This is a genomic window from Collimonas sp. GW821-FHT07E08 (genome assembly GCF_059418905.1).
Window position 1 is genome coordinate 154,637 of the sequence record NZ_JBWKQR010000008.1, and the last position, 17,870, is coordinate 172,506.

17 protein-coding genes are annotated in these 17,870 nt (G+C 60.3%); 13 read left to right on the forward strand and 4 right to left on the reverse strand.

What is annotated here, in order from left to right; genetic code table 11:
* Positions 1-9: 9 nt before the first annotated feature.
* The 3 genes from AC07RZ_RS12350 to AC07RZ_RS12360 all read right to left on the reverse strand — a co-directional run bounded on the left by AC07RZ_RS12350 (position 10) and on the right by AC07RZ_RS12360 (position 2,233).
* Positions 10-381, reverse strand: coding sequence for a TfoX/Sxy family protein (locus AC07RZ_RS12350; RefSeq protein ID WP_144739355.1), 372 nt, complete (start codon positions 379-381; stop codon positions 10-12).
* A 13-nt stretch (positions 382-394) separates the two neighbouring features.
* Positions 395-1,417 carry a heat-inducible transcriptional repressor HrcA gene (gene hrcA / locus AC07RZ_RS12355; RefSeq protein ID WP_494668109.1) on the reverse strand — a complete coding sequence of 341 codons (1,023 nt, stop codon included), beginning with the start codon at positions 1,415-1,417 and terminating at the stop codon, positions 395-397.
* A 66-nt stretch (positions 1,418-1,483) separates the two neighbouring features.
* Positions 1,484-2,233, reverse strand: a complete 750-nt coding sequence (locus AC07RZ_RS12360) for an HAD family hydrolase (RefSeq protein WP_494668110.1) — start codon at positions 2,231-2,233, stop codon at positions 1,484-1,486.
* A gap of 46 nt (positions 2,234-2,279) precedes the next feature.
* Between AC07RZ_RS12360 and AC07RZ_RS12365 the strand changes: the two genes are divergently transcribed.
* From AC07RZ_RS12365 to can, 8 genes are all read left to right on the forward strand, one after another.
* A complete protein-coding gene (locus AC07RZ_RS12365; protein WP_144739353.1) occupies positions 2,280-3,206 on the forward strand; it encodes an NAD kinase in 927 nt (308 codons plus the stop codon).
* An 84-nt stretch (positions 3,207-3,290) separates the two neighbouring features.
* A complete protein-coding gene (gene recN, locus AC07RZ_RS12370; RefSeq protein ID WP_494668111.1) occupies positions 3,291-4,961 on the forward strand; it encodes a DNA repair protein RecN in 1,671 nt (556 codons plus the stop codon).
* A gap of 23 nt (positions 4,962-4,984) precedes the next feature.
* A complete protein-coding gene (gene hemH / locus AC07RZ_RS12375; RefSeq protein WP_494668112.1) occupies positions 4,985-6,085 on the forward strand; it encodes a ferrochelatase in 1,101 nt (366 codons plus the stop codon).
* A 494-nt stretch (positions 6,086-6,579) separates the two neighbouring features.
* Positions 6,580-7,119: a nucleotide exchange factor GrpE gene (gene grpE, locus AC07RZ_RS12380; protein WP_144739350.1), complete on the forward strand. Its 540-nt coding sequence runs from the start codon at positions 6,580-6,582 to the stop codon at positions 7,117-7,119.
* A gap of 106 nt (positions 7,120-7,225) precedes the next feature.
* Complete coding sequence (gene dnaK / locus AC07RZ_RS12385) at positions 7,226-9,160, forward strand: molecular chaperone DnaK (protein WP_092396927.1); 1,935 nt, start codon at positions 7,226-7,228, stop codon at positions 9,158-9,160.
* 117 nt (positions 9,161-9,277) lie between these two features.
* Complete coding sequence (gene dnaJ, locus AC07RZ_RS12390) at positions 9,278-10,402, forward strand: molecular chaperone DnaJ (protein WP_494668113.1); 1,125 nt, start codon at positions 9,278-9,280, stop codon at positions 10,400-10,402.
* Positions 10,403-10,629: 227 nt separating this feature from the next.
* On the forward strand, positions 10,630-11,229 hold the full coding sequence (locus tag AC07RZ_RS12395) for a chalcone isomerase family protein (RefSeq protein WP_092396923.1): 600 nt from the start codon (positions 10,630-10,632) through the stop codon (positions 11,227-11,229).
* Between the two features lie 134 nt (positions 11,230-11,363).
* Positions 11,364-12,032 (forward strand): carbonate dehydratase, encoded by a 669-nt coding sequence (can, locus tag AC07RZ_RS12400; protein ID WP_092396921.1) that lies wholly within the window; start codon positions 11,364-11,366, stop codon positions 12,030-12,032.
* Positions 12,033-12,129: 97 nt separating this feature from the next.
* Here can and purM read toward each other — a convergent pair whose 3' ends face one another.
* Entirely contained in the window at positions 12,130-13,182 is a 1,053-nt protein-coding gene (gene purM / locus AC07RZ_RS12405) for a phosphoribosylformylglycinamidine cyclo-ligase (RefSeq protein WP_342829986.1), read from the reverse strand.
* Between the two features lie 263 nt (positions 13,183-13,445).
* On the opposite strand from purM, the gene AC07RZ_RS12410 reads away from it, so the two are divergent.
* Genes AC07RZ_RS12410 through folK form a run of 5 tightly spaced genes read left to right on the forward strand, consistent with a single transcriptional unit; the run spans position 13,446 to position 17,838 of the window.
* Positions 13,446-14,528, forward strand: coding sequence for an AI-2E family transporter (locus AC07RZ_RS12410; RefSeq protein WP_494668114.1), 1,083 nt, complete (start codon positions 13,446-13,448; stop codon positions 14,526-14,528).
* Between the two features lie 52 nt (positions 14,529-14,580).
* Positions 14,581-15,282: a DnaA regulatory inactivator Hda gene (hda, locus tag AC07RZ_RS12415; protein WP_144739344.1), complete on the forward strand. Its 702-nt coding sequence runs from the start codon at positions 14,581-14,583 to the stop codon at positions 15,280-15,282.
* Positions 15,279-15,953: a histidinol-phosphatase gene (locus AC07RZ_RS12420; RefSeq protein WP_494668115.1), complete on the forward strand. Its 675-nt coding sequence runs from the start codon at positions 15,279-15,281 to the stop codon at positions 15,951-15,953. Before hda ends, AC07RZ_RS12420 begins: the two co-directional genes overlap by 4 nt.
* A complete protein-coding gene (pcnB, locus tag AC07RZ_RS12425) occupies positions 15,950-17,341 on the forward strand; it encodes a polynucleotide adenylyltransferase PcnB (RefSeq protein ID WP_494668116.1) in 1,392 nt (463 codons plus the stop codon). Before AC07RZ_RS12420 ends, pcnB begins: the two co-directional genes overlap by 4 nt.
* Complete coding sequence (gene folK / locus AC07RZ_RS12430) at positions 17,338-17,838, forward strand: 2-amino-4-hydroxy-6-hydroxymethyldihydropteridine diphosphokinase (protein WP_494668117.1); 501 nt, start codon at positions 17,338-17,340, stop codon at positions 17,836-17,838. Before pcnB ends, folK begins: the two co-directional genes overlap by 4 nt.
* Positions 17,839-17,870: the final 32 nt, after the last annotated feature.

Genomic DNA, 17,870 nt, shown 5'->3' on the forward strand with positions numbered 1-17,870 from the left:
TGCCAGTTCTTACGCTGCCTTGCGCTTGCGCGCCTTCGGCGCCGGCTTGGCATTAGCCTTGCGCACCGCTGCCGCATAGGCCAGGCGCGCCCAGGGCGTCATCGCCGCAGCTGAATCCATCGCGTCTTCAGGCGCCGACCAGTAGCTCATCTCAATGGTTTTTCCTTTGCTTTCGAAGACGCAGGGCGTGCATCCGGCGGCGGCGAACTGCGGCCGGGTTTGGTCGTCGGTCTTGAGATACAGGACGCCATCGGCAACCAGGGCGATCATCACGCTATCGTGGTAGACGCCGTAGCCGCCGAACATCCTGCGCGCGCTGATGGCGCCCAGCGGCGCCAGCAGCTCGCGGATATAGTCGATGACGGCGTCGTTGCGGGACATGTTCCAGGCGGGTTCAGCTATGGCTCAAGGCGTTCGACAGCAGCTTGGCGGTGATATTGACGATCGGGATCACGCGTTCATACGCCATCCGGGTCGGGCCGATCACGCCCAGCGTGCCGACAATCTTGCCGTTGACCTCGTAGGGCGCGGTCACCACGCTCATTTCGTCCATCGGCACCAGCTGCGATTCGCCGCCGATGAAAATCTGGACGCCGGTGGCCTTGCCCGAGATGTCGAGCAGCTGCATCAGGCCGGTCTTTTGCTCGAACATGTCGAACAGCTTGCGCAAGGAATCCATGTTCGAGGACAAGTCGGTGACGCTGAGCAGGTTGCGTTCGCCCGAAATCACCACTTCGTCGCTGTTGTCGGTCATGGCGTCGCTGCCGGCTTCGACCGCGGCCTGCATCAGCCAGGTCATGTCGTCGCGCAGCTTGCGCAGTTCGCCCTGCAGGCGCAGGCGGACATCGTCCAGGCTGAGCCCGCCGTAATGCTGGTTGATGTAATTGGCGGCCTGCACCAGCTTGGCCGGGCTGTAGTCGACATCGGTCAGCAGCAGCCGGTTCTGGACGTCGCCGTTGGGGCTGACGATCACCAGCAGGATGCGTTTTTCCGACAGCCGCAGGAATTCGATCTGCTGGAAAATCGATTCGCGCCGCGGCGACAGCACCACTCCCGCAAAATGCGATAGAGATGACAACACTTGTGCCGCATTGGCAATGATCTTTTGTTGCGAATTTGGCTGCAGCCGCGCCTGCATCTTCGATTCCAGCGCGGTTTCGTCAATCGGCTCGACCGTCAGCAGGGTGTCGACAAACATGCGGTAGCCGCGCGGGGTAGGCACCCGGCCGGCAGAGGTGTGGGGACTGGCGACAAAGCCCATTTCCTCAAGGTCCGCCATGATGTTGCGTATCGTCGCCGGCGACAGTTCCAGGCCCGAGATCTTGGACAAGGCACGCGAGCCAACCGGCTGGCCGTCGGCGATATACCGTTCGACCAGGGCTTTGAGCAGGGTTTGAGCGCGATTATCTAGTTGCATATGGTTGTATTTTAGCGAGCGCCGGGCTTGCGTGCCAGCGGCTTATGCATGCACTTATACACTGTTTTAGCGGCTAACCGCGGTTTGTTCCAGCCACGCCTCCAGCTCAAGCAGGCTGGCGCAGCTGGCCTGGGCGCTGATGCCGGCCGGCAGCACGCGCTCGAAACGGTTGATCCAGACCGCCTGCAAACCGGCTTGCTGGGCGCCGGCCACGTCCAGCAAGGGGTCGTCGCCGACATACACCGCTTGTTCCGGCGCCACGTTCAGCGCTGCGCAAGCCGCATGGAAAATGCTGGGATCGGGTTTGGCGCAGCCGAAGCTGTGGGCCGCGATCGATGCCTGGAAATGCTGGGCCAGGCCGATTTTGCCAAGATCGGCGAAACCGTTCGAGACCGTACCCAGCGGCAGGCGCCGGCTGAGCCGCACCAAGGCCGGCTGGACGTCGGCGAACGGCGTCACCGCGTGGCGCGCTTCGGAAAATACCGCCATCGCCGCATCCACTTTGCCGGCGTCTTCGCCGACGCTGTTGAAAGCAATCGTCAGCGCCGCATGGCGCAGCCGCCACAGGTCGAACTTGAACACCGGGTTGCTCGCCGCCAGTTCCATGCGCTGCCGGCGCAGGCTCTCGATGGTGAACTCGCGGGCGACCGCGGGAGCATTCTGGCGCAGCCAGTCGAACAGCAGTTGTTCGGCGCGCGCGATCACCGGCACGATCGGCCACAGCGTATCGTCGAGGTCGAACAGCACCGCTTTGACGGCCGGCGATTTGCCGGGCCGGAAACCAGGGAAGATAGCTGAATTATTCGTCAGGGCCATGTGCGTATCCTTCATTGCAAGCCTAAATTATGGTCTAATCGCCAGCATGTGGCCTATAAAATTACCTTCTCAAGCGGTTTTGCTAGAACCTATGCCGAAAACCATTGCGATCGTCGGCAAGTATTTCGCCGCCGGCATTTCCGAGTCGCTGACTGAAATCGCCGATTTCCTGCAAGGACGCGGCCACCATGTGGTGCTGGAGACCGAGACTGCGCAGAACGTTGCGCTGCCGATCGCTGCGATGACGCCGGCCCAGATCGGCCAGCAGGCTGACGCCGCGATCATTGTCGGCGGCGATGGCACCATGCTGGGCATTGCGCGCCAGCTGGCTCCTTACGATGTGCCCTTGATCGGCATCAACCAGGGTCGCCTCGGTTTCATCACCGATATCTCGCTGGAGCGCATGCTGCCGGTGCTGGGCGAAATGCTGGACGGTAAAGTCGAATCGGAACGGCGCAGCCTGTTGCAAGGCTCGGTCATGCGCGACGGCCAGCAGATCTTCAGCGCGCTGGCGTTCAACGACGTGGTGGTGGCGCGCGGCGCCGGATCGGGCATGGCGGAACTGATGGTCGAGGTCGACGGCCGCTTCATGTACAACCAGCGTTCCGACGGCCTGATCGTGGCGACGCCGACCGGCTCGACCGCGTATTCCCTGTCCGCCGGCGGCCCTTTGCTGCATCCCTCGCTGGGCGGCATCGTGCTGGTGCCGATTGCGCCGCATGCGCTGTCGAACCGGCCTATCGTGATCCCTGACAGCAGCGAAATCGTGATCGAAATCGTCAACGGCCGCGACATGAGCGCCAATTTCGACATGCAGTCGCTGGCCAGCCTGCAGCATGGCGACCGCATCCTGATACGGCGCTCCGAACATACCATCACCTTTTTGCATCCGGCCGGCTGGAGTTATTACGACACCTTGCGGCAAAAGCTGCACTGGAACGAATATCCGTCGGCGGAAGGGCAGCTCAAGTAAGCTGCCGCCGATTTTGTTATGCTGGCCGGCATCGCCTGGCGCTGCCAGGCCAGCGTTGTATTTACACCTATTTCGAGCCCTCCCATGCTGCGCACACTTTCCATCCGCGATTTTGTCATTGTCGATGCCATCGAGCTTGAGTTCGCCGCCGGCTTTACCGTATTCACCGGCGAAACCGGCGCCGGCAAATCCATCCTGATCGACGCCCTGGCGCTGGCGCTGGGCGGCCGCGGCGACGCCAGCGTGGTGCGCGAAGGCGCGGCCAAGGCGGATGTGACGGCGGAGTTCGCGCTGGCCGGCGAGACCGATGGCGAAGTCGGCGGCTGGCTGGAGCAGAATGAATTCGCCAGCGAAGACGGCGTGATCCTGATGCGGCGCGTGATCGACAACGCCGGCCGTTCCAAGGCGTTCATCAACGGCGTGGCGGCAACCGCGGGACAGTTGCGCGAGCTGGGCGAAATGCTGGTCGACATCCATGGCCAGCATGCACACCAGTCGCTGCTGAAGAGCGACGCCCAGCGGCTGTTGCTGGATGGACAAGCCGGCTTGCAGGACGATCTGCTGGCCGTGGCCGGCGCCTTCAAAAGCTGGCGTTCGCTGGCGCGCCAGCGTGAAGAATTTGAAACCAATGCCAAGAACGTGCTGCTGGAACGGGAACGCCTGGAGTGGCAGGTCGGCGAACTGGAAAAGCTGGCGGTCAAGCCAGGCGAATGGGATGAGATCACCAACGAGCACAGCCGCCTGTCGCATGCCGCCAGCCTGATCGAGGGAGCGCAGGAAGCGCTCAGCGTGATTTCCGAAAACGACGCCAACGACAGCCCGCCGATGTTGTCGCAGCTGTCGGCGCTGAACCAGAAGATCGGCAAGCTGGTCGATGTCGACAGCAGCCTCAAGCCGGTGCTGGAAGCGCTCGAGCCGGCGCGCATCCAGCTGCAGGAGGCGGTCTACGCGCTGAACGATTACCTGAGCCGGGTCGAGCTCGATCCGGCGCGCCTGCACCAGGTCGAAGACCGGATGGAAGCGATCCATTCGGCCGGCCGCAAATTCCGGCTGGCGCCGGACGAACTGCCGCAGGAGCTGGAAACCTTGTCGCAGCAGCTGCGCCAGCTGGCGGACGCCAGCGATCTCGACGCCATGAAGGCGCAGGAAGAAAAGCTGAAAGCAACCTACCTGGGGTTGGCGCAAAAGCTGTCGAAAGCGCGGACCAAGGCGGCCCAGGCGCTGGGCTCGGCGGTGACTGCGGCGATGCAGGATTTGAGCATGAGTGGCGGCCGTTTTGCGGTTGCGCTCAATCCTTGCGAGGCAGCCAGCTATGGCGTCGAGCAGGTGGAGTTCCTGGTGGCGGGCCATGCCGGCGTAGTGCCGCGGCCCTTGGCCAAAGTTGCCTCGGGCGGCGAGCTGGCGCGGATAGCGCTGGCGATTTCGGTGATTACTTCCAGTTCTACCGCAACGCCGACCTTGATTTTCGATGAAGTCGACAGCGGCATCGGCGGCGGCGTGGCGGAAGTGGTCGGACGCTTGCTGAAGCGCCTGGGACAGGATCGCCAGGTGCTGTGCGTCACCCATTTGCCGCAGGTTGCGAGCCAGGCCAACCAGCACTTCCAGGTCAGCAAGCAAAGCCAGGGCAACAAGACGGTGTCGGCGATCGACGGCCTCGACGCCAAGAACCGGATCGAAGAAATCGCCCGCATGCTCGGCGGCCTTGAGATTACCGCAACCACGCGCAAGCATGCGCGTGAACTGCTGGCGCTCTAACCCTGTTTCCTGGATCTGTTCGCATGGCATTCCGTAAAGAACCTCCCTTCACCCATGGCAAGGCCGGCAAGACCGCAATCCTGCTGGTCAACCTGGGCACGCCGGATGCGCCTACCACCAAGGCGGTGCGCAGCTACCTGAAGCAATTCCTGTCCGATCCGCGGGTGGTGGAAATACCGCGGGCGCTGTGGTGGCTGATTTTGCATGGCGTGATCCTGCCGTTCCGCTCCAGCAAGTCGGCGCATAAATATGCTTCCATCTGGAGCAACGAAGGCTCGCCGCTGAAAGTCCACACCAGCAAACAGGCGATCCTGTTGCGCGGTTACCTGGGACAACGCGGCCATCAAGTGCAGGTAGCTTATGCGATGCGCTACGGTTCGCCTTCGATACCGGAAGTGCTGGAGCAGTTGAAAGCCGACGGCTGCGAACGGATCCTGGTCTTGCCCGCGTATCCACAATATTCGGCAACCACCACGGCATCGATCTATGACGCGGTATTTGCGCACTACGCGCAGGTGCGCAACGTCCCCGAGCTGCGTTTCATCAAGCATTACCACGATCACGAAGCTTATATCCAGGCGCTGAAGGAGTCAGTGCTTGCTTACTGGGCGATGCACGGCACGCCCGACAAGCTGATCATGAGTTTCCATGGCGTGCCCAAGCGTACCCTGCTGCTGGGCGACCCCTATCATTGCGAATGCCAGAAAACCGCGCGCCTGCTGGCGCAGCAGCTGGGCCTCGGGCCCGAGCAGTACCAACTGACCTTCCAGTCGCGCTTCGGCAAGGCCGAATGGCTGCAGCCGTATACCGCGCCGACCCTGCAAAAGCTGGCCAAGCAGGGCGTCGGCCGGGTTGATGTGATGTGCCCGGGTTTCACCAGTGATTGCCTGGAGACGCTGGAGGAAATTGCGATAGAGGCGAAACAGGATTTCCTGAGGGCGGGCGGCAAGGAGTTCCACTTCATCGCCTGCCTGAACCAGGCGCCGGCCTGGATAGCGGGCATGGCTTCGCTGGCCGAGGAGCACCTGATCGGCTGGCCTACCACAGAGAGTGAACGGGAAGAATTGAAGCAGCAGGCTGAAGCGTCGCGGCAACAGGCAATGCGCCTGGGCGCCAGCCAATAAAGCGGCCTGGCCGGTCTAGAAAATTTGAGTGTTCTTGCGCCGCTGCGGCTAGGCACAACTATAATGAGCGCCCGATGCCGGGTGCTAATGGACGGTTATTGCTTGTTTTGCAAGTTGCAAAGGCGAATAGCCAAAGTCAATATAATGCGATCAGTTGCGAATAGCTGATCCAGCTTGCTGCAAGCAAAATATAAACGACCAGAAATGCGGAAATTAACGGCAGTTTCACGATATTTCCTTTTTTGTTTGTTGGGACAGGGCAACATTCATTTCTTGGAGCCCGCACCTACAGCTTAGTTCCAATGCCGCGTTGCAGCAAACCCTGGCTGGTAAATCTTGTTTCAAATTGTTGCCGGGTTTGATCATTTCCCGGCGATTGAACCGCGGCTCGCAGCCAAATCAGGGCGCATTTTTTTTAACCCTTGAAAAAGTAAGGGCATAGCCTCATTTGGCTTCCTATACTTAGTAAGTTATTGATTGTTGGAGATTTTTGAATGGAACACATGGAAAATCAGAACGAACAGGCGCAAACGGAAAAGACCTCGGTTGCGGAAGATGCAACGGCAATTCCTGAAACGACGCTGGAAATCCAGTTGTCGGAAGCACAAGCCAAGATCGCTGAAATGCAGGATGCTTTCCTGCGCGCCAAGGCTGAGTCGGAAAACGTTCGCCGCCGCGCTCAGGAAGATATTGCCCGTGCTCACAAATTTGCGATCGAAGGTTTTGCCGAAGCCCTGGTGCCGGTCAAGGACAACCTGGAAATGGCGCTGAAAATCGAAACGCCATCGCTGGAGTCGCTCAAGGAAGGCGTGGAAATGACGCTGAAACAGCTGTCTTCCGCCTTTGAAAGAAACCGCCTGACGGAAATCTCGCCGCAAGTCGGCGACAAGCTCGACCCGATGAAACACCAGGCAATTTCGACCGTGCCGGCGGAGCAGGAAGCCAATACCGTGGTGACTGTGCTGCAGAAGGGCTACGCCATCGCCGACCGCCTGCTGCGGCCTGCGCTGGTCGTCGTGGCGCAAGGAAAATAGAAAAAAAACGCCAGGAATAAGCGTGCCAGCGCTTGAAAGCGCCGCTTTTCTCCCTATATTCAGACCATCAAAACATTAACCAGATATTCAGTAAAGGACACACACCATGGGTAAAATTATCGGCATTGACTTGGGTACCACCAATTCTTGCGTCTCGGTCATTGAAGGCGGCCAGCCGAAAGTGATCGAAAACTCGGAAGGCGCGCGCACCACGCCTTCCATCATCGCTTATCAAGAAGACGGCGAAATCCTGGTCGGCGCTCCAGCCAAGCGCCAGGCGGTCACCAATCCGACCAACACGCTGTATGCAACCAAGCGCCTGATCGGCCGCAAATTCGACGAAAAAGAAGTGCAGAAAGACATCGCGCTGATGCCTTACAAGATCATCAAGGCCGACAACGGCGATGCATGGGTCCAGGTGCGCGAGCAGAAACTGGCGCCGCCGCAAATCTCGGCGGAAGTGCTGCGCAAGATGAAAAAGACTGCCGAAGACTACCTCGGCGAAGAAGTGACCGAAGCCGTGATCACGGTGCCGGCTTACTTTAACGACGCACAGCGCCAGGCCACCAAGGACGCCGGCCGTATCGCCGGCCTGGACGTCAAGCGCATCATCAACGAGCCAACCGCGGCTGCGCTGGCATTCGGCCTGGACAAGGCGGAAAAAGGCGACCGCAAGATTGCCGTGTATGACCTGGGCGGCGGCACCTTCGACGTTTCGATCATCGAAATCGCCGATGTCGATGGCGAAAAGCAGTTTGAAGTGCTGTCCACCAACGGCGACACTTTCCTCGGCGGCGAAGACTTCGACCAGCGCATCATCGACTACATCCTGGACGAGTTCAAGAAGATCAACGGCATCGACCTGGGCAAGGATGCGATTGCGCTGCAACGCATCAAGGCATCGGCCGAACGCGCCAAGATCGAGCTGTCGTCCTCGCAACAGACGGAAATCAACGAACCTTACATCGCCATGGCCAACGGCGCGCCGATCCACCTGAACCTGAAGATGACCCGCGCCAAGCTGGAATCGCTGGTGGAAGAGCTGATCGCCAAGACCATCGAGCCTTGCCGCATCGCCATCAAGGACGCCGGCGTCAAGGTTTCCGACATCGACGACATCATTCTGGTCGGCGGCATGACCCGCATGCCCAAGGTGCAGGAAAAGGTGAAGGAATTCTTCGGCAAGGATCCGCGCAAGGACGTCAATCCGGATGAAGCGGTTGCCGTCGGCGCTGCGATCCAGGGTTCGGTCTTGTCGGGCGACCGCAAGGACTTGCTGCTGCTGGACGTGACGCCGCTGTCGCTGGGTATCGAAACCATGGGCGGCGTGATGACCAAGATGATCCAGAAGAACACCACCATCCCGACCAAGTTCAGCCAGGTGTTCTCGACAGCCGACGACAACCAGCCGGCCGTGACCATCAAGGTGTTCCAGGGTGAGCGCGAAATGGCTGCCGGCAACAAGGGCCTGGGCGAATTCAACCTGGAAGGCATTCCGCCGGCAGCGCGCGGCACGCCGCAGATCGAAGTGACCTTCGACATCGACGCCAACGGCATTTTGCACGTAGGCGCCAAGGACAAGGCTACCGGCAAGGAAAACAAGATCACCATCAAGGCTAACTCTGGCTTGACCGAAGAAGAGATCCAGAAGATGGTGCGCGACGCCGAGGCGAATGCCGAAGAAGACAAGCGCCTGAAGGCAGTGGCCGAAGCCCATAACCAGGGCGACGCGCTGGTCCATTCGACCAAGAAGTCGCTGGCGGAATACGGCGACAAGCTGGAAGCCGGCGAAAAGGCGAGCATCGAAGCAGCAATCAAGGAACTGGAAGAAGCGTTGAAGGGCAGCGACAAGGCTGCCATCGACAACAAGACCGCTGCCTTGACCACTGCCGCGCAAAAGCTCGGCGAAAAGATGTACGCTGACATGCAGGCGCAGCAAGCTGCCGCCGGCGGCGCTGAAGCCGGCGCAGCAGGTGCGGAAGCCAAGCCGAAGGAAGACGACGTGGTCGACGCCGACTTCAAGGAAGTAAAAGACAAGTAAGATCTTCGTCAGCGCTGGTTTGCCGCTTCATATCGGCGAACCAGCGCGAAGATGCGCCGGGCAGATGCTATTGCAGCTCTGTTCGGCGTTTTCGCTTAAACAACTGGGTGCAAAAAGATGGCGAAGCGTGATTTTTACGAAATACTGGGTGTTGCGAAAAACGCTACTGATGACGAAATCAAGAAGGCGTACCGCAAGCTCGCAATGAAGCATCATCCGGACCGCAATCCGGACAGCAAGGGTGCGGAAGAAAAATTCAAAGAGGCGAAAGAAGCCTACGAAATGCTGGCCGATCCGCAAAAGCGCGAGGCCTACGACCGTTACGGCCATGCCGGGGTTGACCCGAACATGGGCGGCGGCGGTGGCGGCGGCGGTTTTGCCGACGCCTTCGGCGATATCTTCGGCGACATCTTCGGCGGCGGCGGTGGCCGCGGCGGCCGTGGCGGCGGACCGCAGGTATACCGCGGCGCCGATCTGCGCTACAACCTCGAAATCACGCTGGAACAAGCGGCGCACGGTTTCGACACCACCATCCGGGTGCCAAGCTGGGACGAGTGCGAGCCCTGCCACGGCAGCGGCGCCAAACCCGGCACCGAGCCGATCAACTGCCCAACCTGCGGCGGCCACGGCCAGGTCAGGATGCAGCAAGGTTTCTTCAGCATCCAGCAGACTTGCCCGAAATGCCACGGCAGCGGCAAGATCATTCCGGAGCCATGCCCATCCTGCGCCGGCGCAGGACGCATCAAGCGCAACAAGACGCTGGAAGTGAAGATCCCGGCCGGGATCGACGACGGCATGCGGATCCGCTCTTCCGGCAACGGCGAGCCAGGCATGAACGGCGGACCGACCGGCGACCTGTACGTGGAAATCCACATCAAGCCGCATGCGGTGTTCCAGCGCGAAGGCGACGACCTCCATTGCGAAATGCCGATCTCGTTCGCCAAAGCCGCCCTGGGCGGTGAAATCGAAGTGCCTACATTGAACGGTAAGGCTTCCTTCACGATCCCTGACGGCACCCAGTCCGGAAAGACTTTCCGCCTGCGCAGCAAGGGTATCAAGGGCGTGCGCTCGGGTTATGCCGGCGACCTGTTCTGCCATGTCGTGGTCGAGACTCCAGTCAAACTGAATGACCGCCAGAAAGCGCTGCTGCAGGAATTCGAGCAGCTGACCAGCGAAGGCGGCGCCAAGCACAGCCCGCAGAGCAAGTCCTGGAAAGACAAGGTGAAAGAGTTCTTCGAGTAAGCCGGACTACCCTGAGCCTCGCGAAAGCCGCCAACCGTACAAGGTTGGCGGCTTTTTTCATGGGCGGCCCCCATAGGCATGGACACGCTGCCCAATCATCGTTAACAAATTCTTTATTGCATAATTTTGTCCAGCTCACTATTCTGTATAGGGTAATAATAAAACGATCGTTCTTTTATTTGCGGTCGATACAAACTCAAACTCCATATACAAACATAGGGGGAGACATGAAGATAGTTGCTCGTTTGAAGCGTGCAGGGGCTTGCGCCTGCGTGTTGTCTGCGTTGTTCCTGGCGCAGGGTGCATTTGCGGTAGACGTTGCCGGCGTCAAGATCGAAGAAACCGCCAAGGTCGGCAACCAGGACCTGAAGCTCAACGGCGCCGGGATCCGCTACAAGGTCATTTTCAAGGTCTATACCGCAGCCTTATATTTATCCGACAAGAAAACCACGGTGCCGGACGTGCTGGCAGCGCCGGGCGCGCGCCGGATCGAACTGGTGATGCTGCGCGACGTCAGCAGCGAAGATTTCAGCCGCGCTTTCATGAGCGGCATCCAGAACAACGTGGACAAGGCGGACAAATCGAAGATCGTCAACCAGCTGCTGAAATTCGGCGAACTGTTCGCCTCGATCCCGGAGCTGAAAAAAGGCGATGTGATGACCACCGACTGGATTCCAGGCGTCGGCACGCAGATCCACTTCAACGGCAAGCCGGTATCGGAGACGTTGCCTGACCTGGTGTTCTACAACGCTCTGCTGAAAATCTGGCTGGGCGAGAAGCCGGCGGACAGCAAGCTGAAGCTCTTGTTGCTGGGCCAGACAGGATAGGTTGCGCCAAAGGGAATGCTGCATATCGGATAAAAGCCGATGGCAATATCCAACTTTCTATAAAATAAGGCCCAGGATGTCGCGCATGTGTTGTAAAAACACTATGCAGATGGAACTTTATTGAATAGAAAACGATGACAGCAAACAACAAGCAATCCCTGACCCGAGAAGACCTTTTCCAGAGAAACCGCGAGTGGGCGGCGGCAATTACCGCCCGCGATCCGGAATTTTTCAAAAAACTGGCGTCGCAGCAGGCGCCGGAGTATTTCTGGATCGGGTGTTCCGACAGCAGGGTGCCGGCAAATGAATTGCTGGGCTTGCTGCCGGGTGAGCTGTTCGTTCACCGCAACATCGCCAACGTGGTTGCGCACAGCGACCTGAACTGTTTGTCGGTGCTGCAGTTTGCGGTAGACGTATTGAAGGTCAAGCACGTTTTTGTGGTCGGCCATTACGGCTGCTCCGGCGTCCATGCGGCGCTGACCAAGCGTCGCGTCGGGTTGGCCGACAACTGGCTGCGCCATGTCGAAGACGTGCACCAGAAGCATGAACGCTACCTGGGCGAAGCCTTGCCGGAAACCGTGCGCCACGACCGCCTGTGCGAACTGAATTCGATGGAGCAGGTCGCCAACATCTGCCGCACCACCATCGTCCAGGACGCCTGGGACCGCGGCCAGCCGCTGACCATCCATAGCTGGGTGTATGGCGTGCGCGACGGCCTGCTGCGCGACCTGGAAGTGACCGTCAGCTGCATGTCCGACCTGGAAAAGGGCATGGCGGCCAGCTTGAAGCGCTACGAAGATTAAAACTGCCTGAGATTGCCGGGCGCCTGACAATCATCGGACAAAAAAAAGACGACCAATCAATGGTCGTCTTTTTCTTTTGGCGCAGGCCGTAGCGCGGTTACACCACGATAGTTTGCGCTTCGCCTTCGGCGCGGGCGCGGATTTCGCCGATCCGGTAGACGGTTTCGCCCGCGGCTTGCAGTTGCGCAACGGCAGCGTCGGCGTTTTCCTTGGCGACGATGACAGTCATGCCGATGCCGCAATTGAAGACGCGGTGCATTTCTGCGTCAGCCACCTTGCCGTGCTGCTGCAGCCAGGCGAACAGCGGCGGCATGGTCCAGCTGTCGCTGTGCAACACGGCCGTCAGGTTGTCCTGCAGTACGCGCGGAATGTTTTCCACCAGGCCGCCGCCGGTGATGTGCACCATGCCCTTGACTTCCATCGACTCCATCAGCGCCAGCAACGGCTTGACGTAGATGCGGGTAGGCTCCATCAGCACGTCGGCCAGTTTGCGGCCGTGGAAGTCTGCGTCCAGGTCGGGCTGGGCGACTTCGATGATCTTGCGCACCAGCGAATAGCCGTTGGAATGCGCGCCGGAGGACGCCAGGCCCAGCACCACGTCGCCCGGGGTGATCTTGGTGCCGTCGATCAGTTTGGATTTTTCTACCGCGCCGACCGCGAAGCCGGCCAGGTCGTATTCGCCGTCCGGGTACATGGTCGGCATTTCAGCGGTTTCGCCGCCGATCAGGGCGCAGCCTGCCAGCTCGCAACCTTTGGCGATGCCCTTGATGACGTCGGTGGCGCTTGGCACGTCAAGCTTGCCGCAAGCGAAGTAATCCAGGAAAAACAGCGGCTCGGCGCCTTGCACCAGGATGTCGTTGACGCTCATCGCCACCAGGTCGATGCCGACCGTATCGTGGCGCTTCAGGTGGAAAGCCAGCTTCAGCTTGGTGCCGACGCCGTCGGTGCCGGACACCAGCACCGGCTCCTTGAATTTCTTGCTGATTTCGAACAGGGCGCCGAAACCGCCGATGCCGCCCATCACGCCTTCGCGCATGGTGCGCTTTGCAAAGGGTTTGATGGCCTCGACCAGGGCGTCGCCGGCGTCGATATCAACACCGGCATCGCGGTAAGAGAGAGGAACGTTGGACACGTTTGAAGTGGAAGTCATGATGTGATTGGCGGCAGAGGCGGTAAAATAGGGGGAATTCGGCCACGCACCTGAGATTCAGCGCTGCATCAGCGTTGCCTGTCAGGTCAAATAACCGGCCAAAAACAGCCAAACAAGGGGTAAATCAGTGGAGAATACGGCTTTTCCACGGGTTTTGTCTTGTTTTCAGCTTGTTTTTAACTTTTCAATCGCTTGGTTTCGGCCAGGTTATTGCGCGGTAAAAGCGGTATTTTATCAAACCGATCCATCAAACTTTCGATTCCATGCCATTTTCTTTTACCGACGAACAAAAACAAACCGCATTATGGCTAGGACTGGGCCTGTTGCTGATAGCGCTGATGGTGGCCTTGGGACCGATCCTGACGCCTTTCATCGCTTCCGCGATCCTGGCCTACGCGCTCAATCCCGGCGTTGACTGGCTGGCGCGCAGGAAGATCGGCAAGTTTCCCTTTCCGCGCGCGCTGGCGGTGCTGATCGTGATACTGCTGCTGGTGTTCGCGATCCTGGCGGTGATCCTGATCGTGGTGCCGGTGTTGCGCAAGGAGTTTCCCTTGCTGCAAGACCAGATCCCCAATTTCCTCAACAAGCTGGACGGCGTGATCGGCCCGCACCTGCAGGATTTCGGCATCAATGTACGGCTGGACGGCACCGGCATCAAGGAGATGCTGACCAAGCAACTGGCCACCAGCGGCGACGAGATCTGGACCTCGGTGCTGGCTTCGGTCAAGGTCGGCGGCACTGCGGTGCTGGGCTGGCTCGCCACCATCCTGCTGGTGCCGGTTGTGCTGTTCTACCTGCTGCAGGACTGGCATGCGATCGTCGCGCGCGCGAGCCGGCTGGTGCCGCGCCGCTGGCAAGGCAAGACCGGCAACATGACGCAGGAGGTAGACAGCCTGCTGGCGCAGTATTTGCGCGGCCAATTGCTGGTAATGTTGGTTCTGGCGATTTATTATTCGACCGGGCTGGCGATCGCGGGCTTTGACGTGGCATTGCCCGTGGGCATTATTACCGGCCTGCTGGTCTTCATCCCGTATGTCGGCTTCGGCCTCGGGCTGGGGCTGGCGCTGATCGCGGCGATGCTGCAGTTCAGCGGCTGGCACGGGCTGATTGCGGTCGCCATCGTGTATGGCATCGGCCAGGTGCTGGAAAGCTTTATCCTGACGCCGCGTCTGGTAGGCGAGCGCATCGGCCTGCATCCGCTGGTGGTGATTTTTGCCTTGATGGCCTTCGGCCAGCTGTTCGGCTTTGTCGGCATACTGCTGGCGCTGCCGTGTTCGGCGATCATGTCGGTGGTGGTCAAGCATGTGCGCGCACATTACCTGGACAGCAGTTTTTATAATACCTAAGCAATAATGCTCTCCAATTGATTGAGTTTAAGTAACAAGTGAAGAAACAAGAATGAGGCAGCTAACGCTGGACATTACTGCGGACGAGCCGCAGACCCTGGCTACTTTCGTGGTCGGGCAGAACCAAGAAGCCTTACAGTTCTTGCAGCGTCTGGTCGCGCCATCGGCGAAATCCCTCACCGCGCCGGGCGACCGCTTCGTTTACCTGTGGGGCCAGGCCGGCGCCGGAAAGAGCCATGTGCTGCAGGCGCTGGCCAGCAGCACCAGCGCGCGCCTGATCCACGGCCCGAATGACGACGCCGGCGCCTTCAGTTTTTCGCCGGACGTAGCCGGCTACCTGATCGACAACTGCGACAAATTGTCGGCCGGCGACCAGATCGAAGCCTTCAACCTGTTCAACCAGATCCGCGAACACGGCGGCTGGCTGGTCACCAGCGGCGAACTGCCGCCGTCCGAGCTGAGCGTGCGCGAAGACTTGCGGACCCGCCTCGGCTGGGGCCTGATCTACCAGCTGCACGGTTTGAGCGACGAAGAAAAGATCGCCGCCCTGACGCACGCGGCGCAAGCGCGCGGCCTGCACCTGTCGAGCGGCGTGTTACCCTACCTGATTACGCATTTCCGGCGCGACATGCGTTCTTTGTCGGCCATGCTGGACGAGCTCGACCGCTATTCGCTGGAAACCCAGCGCCCGATAACGCTGCCTTTGCTGCGCAGCCTGCTGCAACTCGAATCCGAAGATAAACAATCACTATGAACCTGGCCCTATTCGACCTTGACCATACGCTGCTGCCTGTCGACTCAGACTATGAATGGGGGCAGTTCCTGGTGCGCATCGGCGCAGTCGATCCCGACGCCTTTGAAAAGAGCAACGCCGAGTGGTTTGCCCAATACCAGGCCGGTACGCTGGATCCGGTCAAATACCTGGAATTCGCATTCGGCACCTTGTCGAAATTCCCGCGCAAGCAGCTTGATGCCTGGCATGAGCAGTTCATGGCGCAAGTGATCCATCCGCAGATTACCCCGGCGGCGCGCGCCTTGCTGCAGAAACACCAGGACGCCGGCGACCTGGTGGCGATCGTGACCGCCACCAACAGCTTTGTCACCGAGCCGATCGCCAAGGCCTTCGGCGTCGATTTCCTGATCGCTTCCGATCCGGAAACCACCGGCGACGGCGAGATCACCGGCAAGCTGCTGGATACGCCCACCTACGGTCCCGGCAAGGTGATCCACACCCATGCCTGGCTGGCGACCATGGACATGACGCTGGCCAGCTTCCCGCGCAGTTTTTTCTATAGCGATTCGCACAACGACCTGCCGCTGATGGCGCTGGTCACCGACCCCATCGCCACCAATCCGAACGCCCGCTTGAAAGAGCATGCAATTGCCCACGGCTGGCCCATCCTGAACTTATTCGACGCGCAATGATCAAGAAGCTGATTCGCTCCATCCTTGGGAAAAAGAAAAAAGATCCCACCCAACCGTTGGTACTCGGCCCTAAACAGCATGGCATCGATCCGCAGCTGGTATCGCCGAATGCGGTAAGGGTCACCAAGACCCTGCAGGATAACGGCTTCAAGGCCTTTATCGTCGGCGGTGCGGTGCGCGACCTGCTGCTGGGCGTGAAGCCCAAGGATTTCGACGTCGCCACCAACGCCACGCCGGAGCAGGTCAAGCGCCTGTTCCGGCGCGCCTTCATCATCGGCAAGCGGTTCCAGATCGTACATGTGATGTTCGGCCAGGAACTGATCGAAGTCACCACCTTCCGCGGCGCTTCCTCCGACGGCTCGCCGAAAGACGAGCATGGCCGCGTGTTGCGCGACAACACCTTCGGCGAGCAGCACGAAGATGCGGTGCGGCGCGATTTCACCATCAATGCCATGTACTACGATCCGGCCACCGAAAGCGTGCTCGACTATCACGGCGGCATCGACGATATCCGCGCCAAGACCTTGCGCATCATCGGCGAACCGGAAGCGCGCTTCCGCGAAGACCCGGTGCGCATGCTGCGCATCGTGCGTTTCGCCGCCAAGCTCAAGTTCACGATCGACCCGGCCACCCGCGCGCCGATACCGGTGATGGCGGCGCTGATCGACAATGTGCCGGCGGCGCGGGTATTCGACGAAATGCTGAAGCTGCTGATGAGCGGCCACGCCTTGGCCTGCCTGCAGCAATTGCGCAAGGAAGGCTTGCATCACGGCTTGCTGCCTTTGCTCGACGTGGTGCTGGAGCAGCCGCTGGGCGAAAAATTCGTCACCCTGGCGCTGGCCAATACGGATGTCCGTGTGCAGCAGGGCAAGCCGGTTTCCCCTGGCTTCCTGTTTGCATCCCTGCTGTGGCACCAGGTGCTGGAAAAATGGACTGCCTACAAAGCCGCCGGCGAATTCCCTATCCCGGCGCTGCACCTGGCGGCCGACGACGTGCTGGAAGCGCAAACCGACAAGCTGGCCCTGCAGCGCAAGATCGCTTCCGACATGCGCGACATCTGGGCCATGCAGCCGCGCTTTGAGCGCCGGGTCGGCAAGGCGCCGTACAAGCTGCTGGAGCACCTGCGCCTGCGCGCCGGCTACGACTTCCTGCTGCTGCGTTGCGCCTCCGGCGAGATCGACGGCGAAATCGGCGAGTGGTGGACCGCCTTCATGGAAGGCGACGGCGCCGAGCGCGAACTGCTGCTGGCGCAAAAGCCGAAGGTTGCAGCCGAAGCGGCTCCCGCCAAAAAGCGTCCGCGCCGGCGCGGCTCGCGCAGCGGCGCCAAGGATGCGGGTTCAAGCAGCAGCGCGGGCGGCCGCGGCAACGACGATCAAGGTGGTCAATGACCGGGATTTCTCCTGCCGCCGAAGCGGTCACCGCTTATATCGGCATCGGCGCCAACCTGGGCGACGCCAGCGGCCAGGTCCAGCGCGCCATCCTGCAGCTGGGCAAATTGCCCGACACCAGCCTGGATGCGCAGTCCAGCCTGTTTTGCACGGCGCCGCTGGATGCCGGCGGCGGCGATTACACCAACGCCGTGGCGCGCATCAAAACCCGCCTGAGCGCGCATGCCTTGCTGCAAGGCTTGCAGCAGATCGAACAGGATTTCGGCCGCCAGCGCCCCTATCCCAACGCCCCGCGCACGCTGGACCTGGACCTGCTGTTATATGGCCAGTCGACATTCGCCGATGCGGTGCTGACCGTACCGCACCCGCGCATGACGCAACGCGCTTTCGTCCTGATTCCGCTGCTGCAGCTGGATCCTTTCGTCGTCATTCCCAAGCAGGGGCCGGCGCACCAGTTTGCCCCGCAAGTCGCGGACCAGGCCATCCGCAAGATATAAGAATCCGTTTTATGAGGACAGCCTGCCGGATG

Bases quoted from the DNA above. Each gene is read 5' to 3' on its own strand.
- AC07RZ_RS12350 (WP_144739355.1), bottom strand. From the start codon at position 381: ATGTCCCGCAACGACGCCGTCATCGACTATATCCGCGAGCTGCTGGCG.
- hrcA (WP_494668109.1), bottom strand. From the start codon at position 1,417: ATGCAACTAGATAATCGCGCTCAAACCCTGCTCAAAGCCCTGGTCGAA.
- AC07RZ_RS12360 (WP_494668110.1), bottom strand. From the start codon at position 2,233: ATGGCCCTGACGAATAATTCAGCTATCTTCCCTGGTTTCCGGCCCGGC.
- AC07RZ_RS12365 (WP_144739353.1), top strand. From the start codon at position 2,280: ATGTGGCCTATAAAATTACCTTCTCAAGCGGTTTTGCTAGAACCTATG.
- recN (WP_494668111.1), top strand. From the start codon at position 3,291: ATGCTGCGCACACTTTCCATCCGCGATTTTGTCATTGTCGATGCCATC.
- hemH (WP_494668112.1), top strand. From the start codon at position 4,985: ATGGCATTCCGTAAAGAACCTCCCTTCACCCATGGCAAGGCCGGCAAG.
- grpE (WP_144739350.1), top strand. From the start codon at position 6,580: ATGGAACACATGGAAAATCAGAACGAACAGGCGCAAACGGAAAAGACC.
- dnaK (WP_092396927.1), top strand. From the start codon at position 7,226: ATGGGTAAAATTATCGGCATTGACTTGGGTACCACCAATTCTTGCGTC.
- dnaJ (WP_494668113.1), top strand. From the start codon at position 9,278: ATGGCGAAGCGTGATTTTTACGAAATACTGGGTGTTGCGAAAAACGCT.
- AC07RZ_RS12395 (WP_092396923.1), top strand. From the start codon at position 10,630: ATGAAGATAGTTGCTCGTTTGAAGCGTGCAGGGGCTTGCGCCTGCGTG.
- can (WP_092396921.1), top strand. From the start codon at position 11,364: ATGACAGCAAACAACAAGCAATCCCTGACCCGAGAAGACCTTTTCCAG.
- purM (WP_342829986.1), bottom strand. From the start codon at position 13,182: ATGACTTCCACTTCAAACGTGTCCAACGTTCCTCTCTCTTACCGCGAT.
- AC07RZ_RS12410 (WP_494668114.1), top strand. From the start codon at position 13,446: ATGCCATTTTCTTTTACCGACGAACAAAAACAAACCGCATTATGGCTA.
- hda (WP_144739344.1), top strand. From the start codon at position 14,581: ATGAGGCAGCTAACGCTGGACATTACTGCGGACGAGCCGCAGACCCTG.
- AC07RZ_RS12420 (WP_494668115.1), top strand. From the start codon at position 15,279: ATGAACCTGGCCCTATTCGACCTTGACCATACGCTGCTGCCTGTCGAC.
- pcnB (WP_494668116.1), top strand. From the start codon at position 15,950: ATGATCAAGAAGCTGATTCGCTCCATCCTTGGGAAAAAGAAAAAAGAT.
- folK (WP_494668117.1), top strand. From the start codon at position 17,338: ATGACCGGGATTTCTCCTGCCGCCGAAGCGGTCACCGCTTATATCGGC.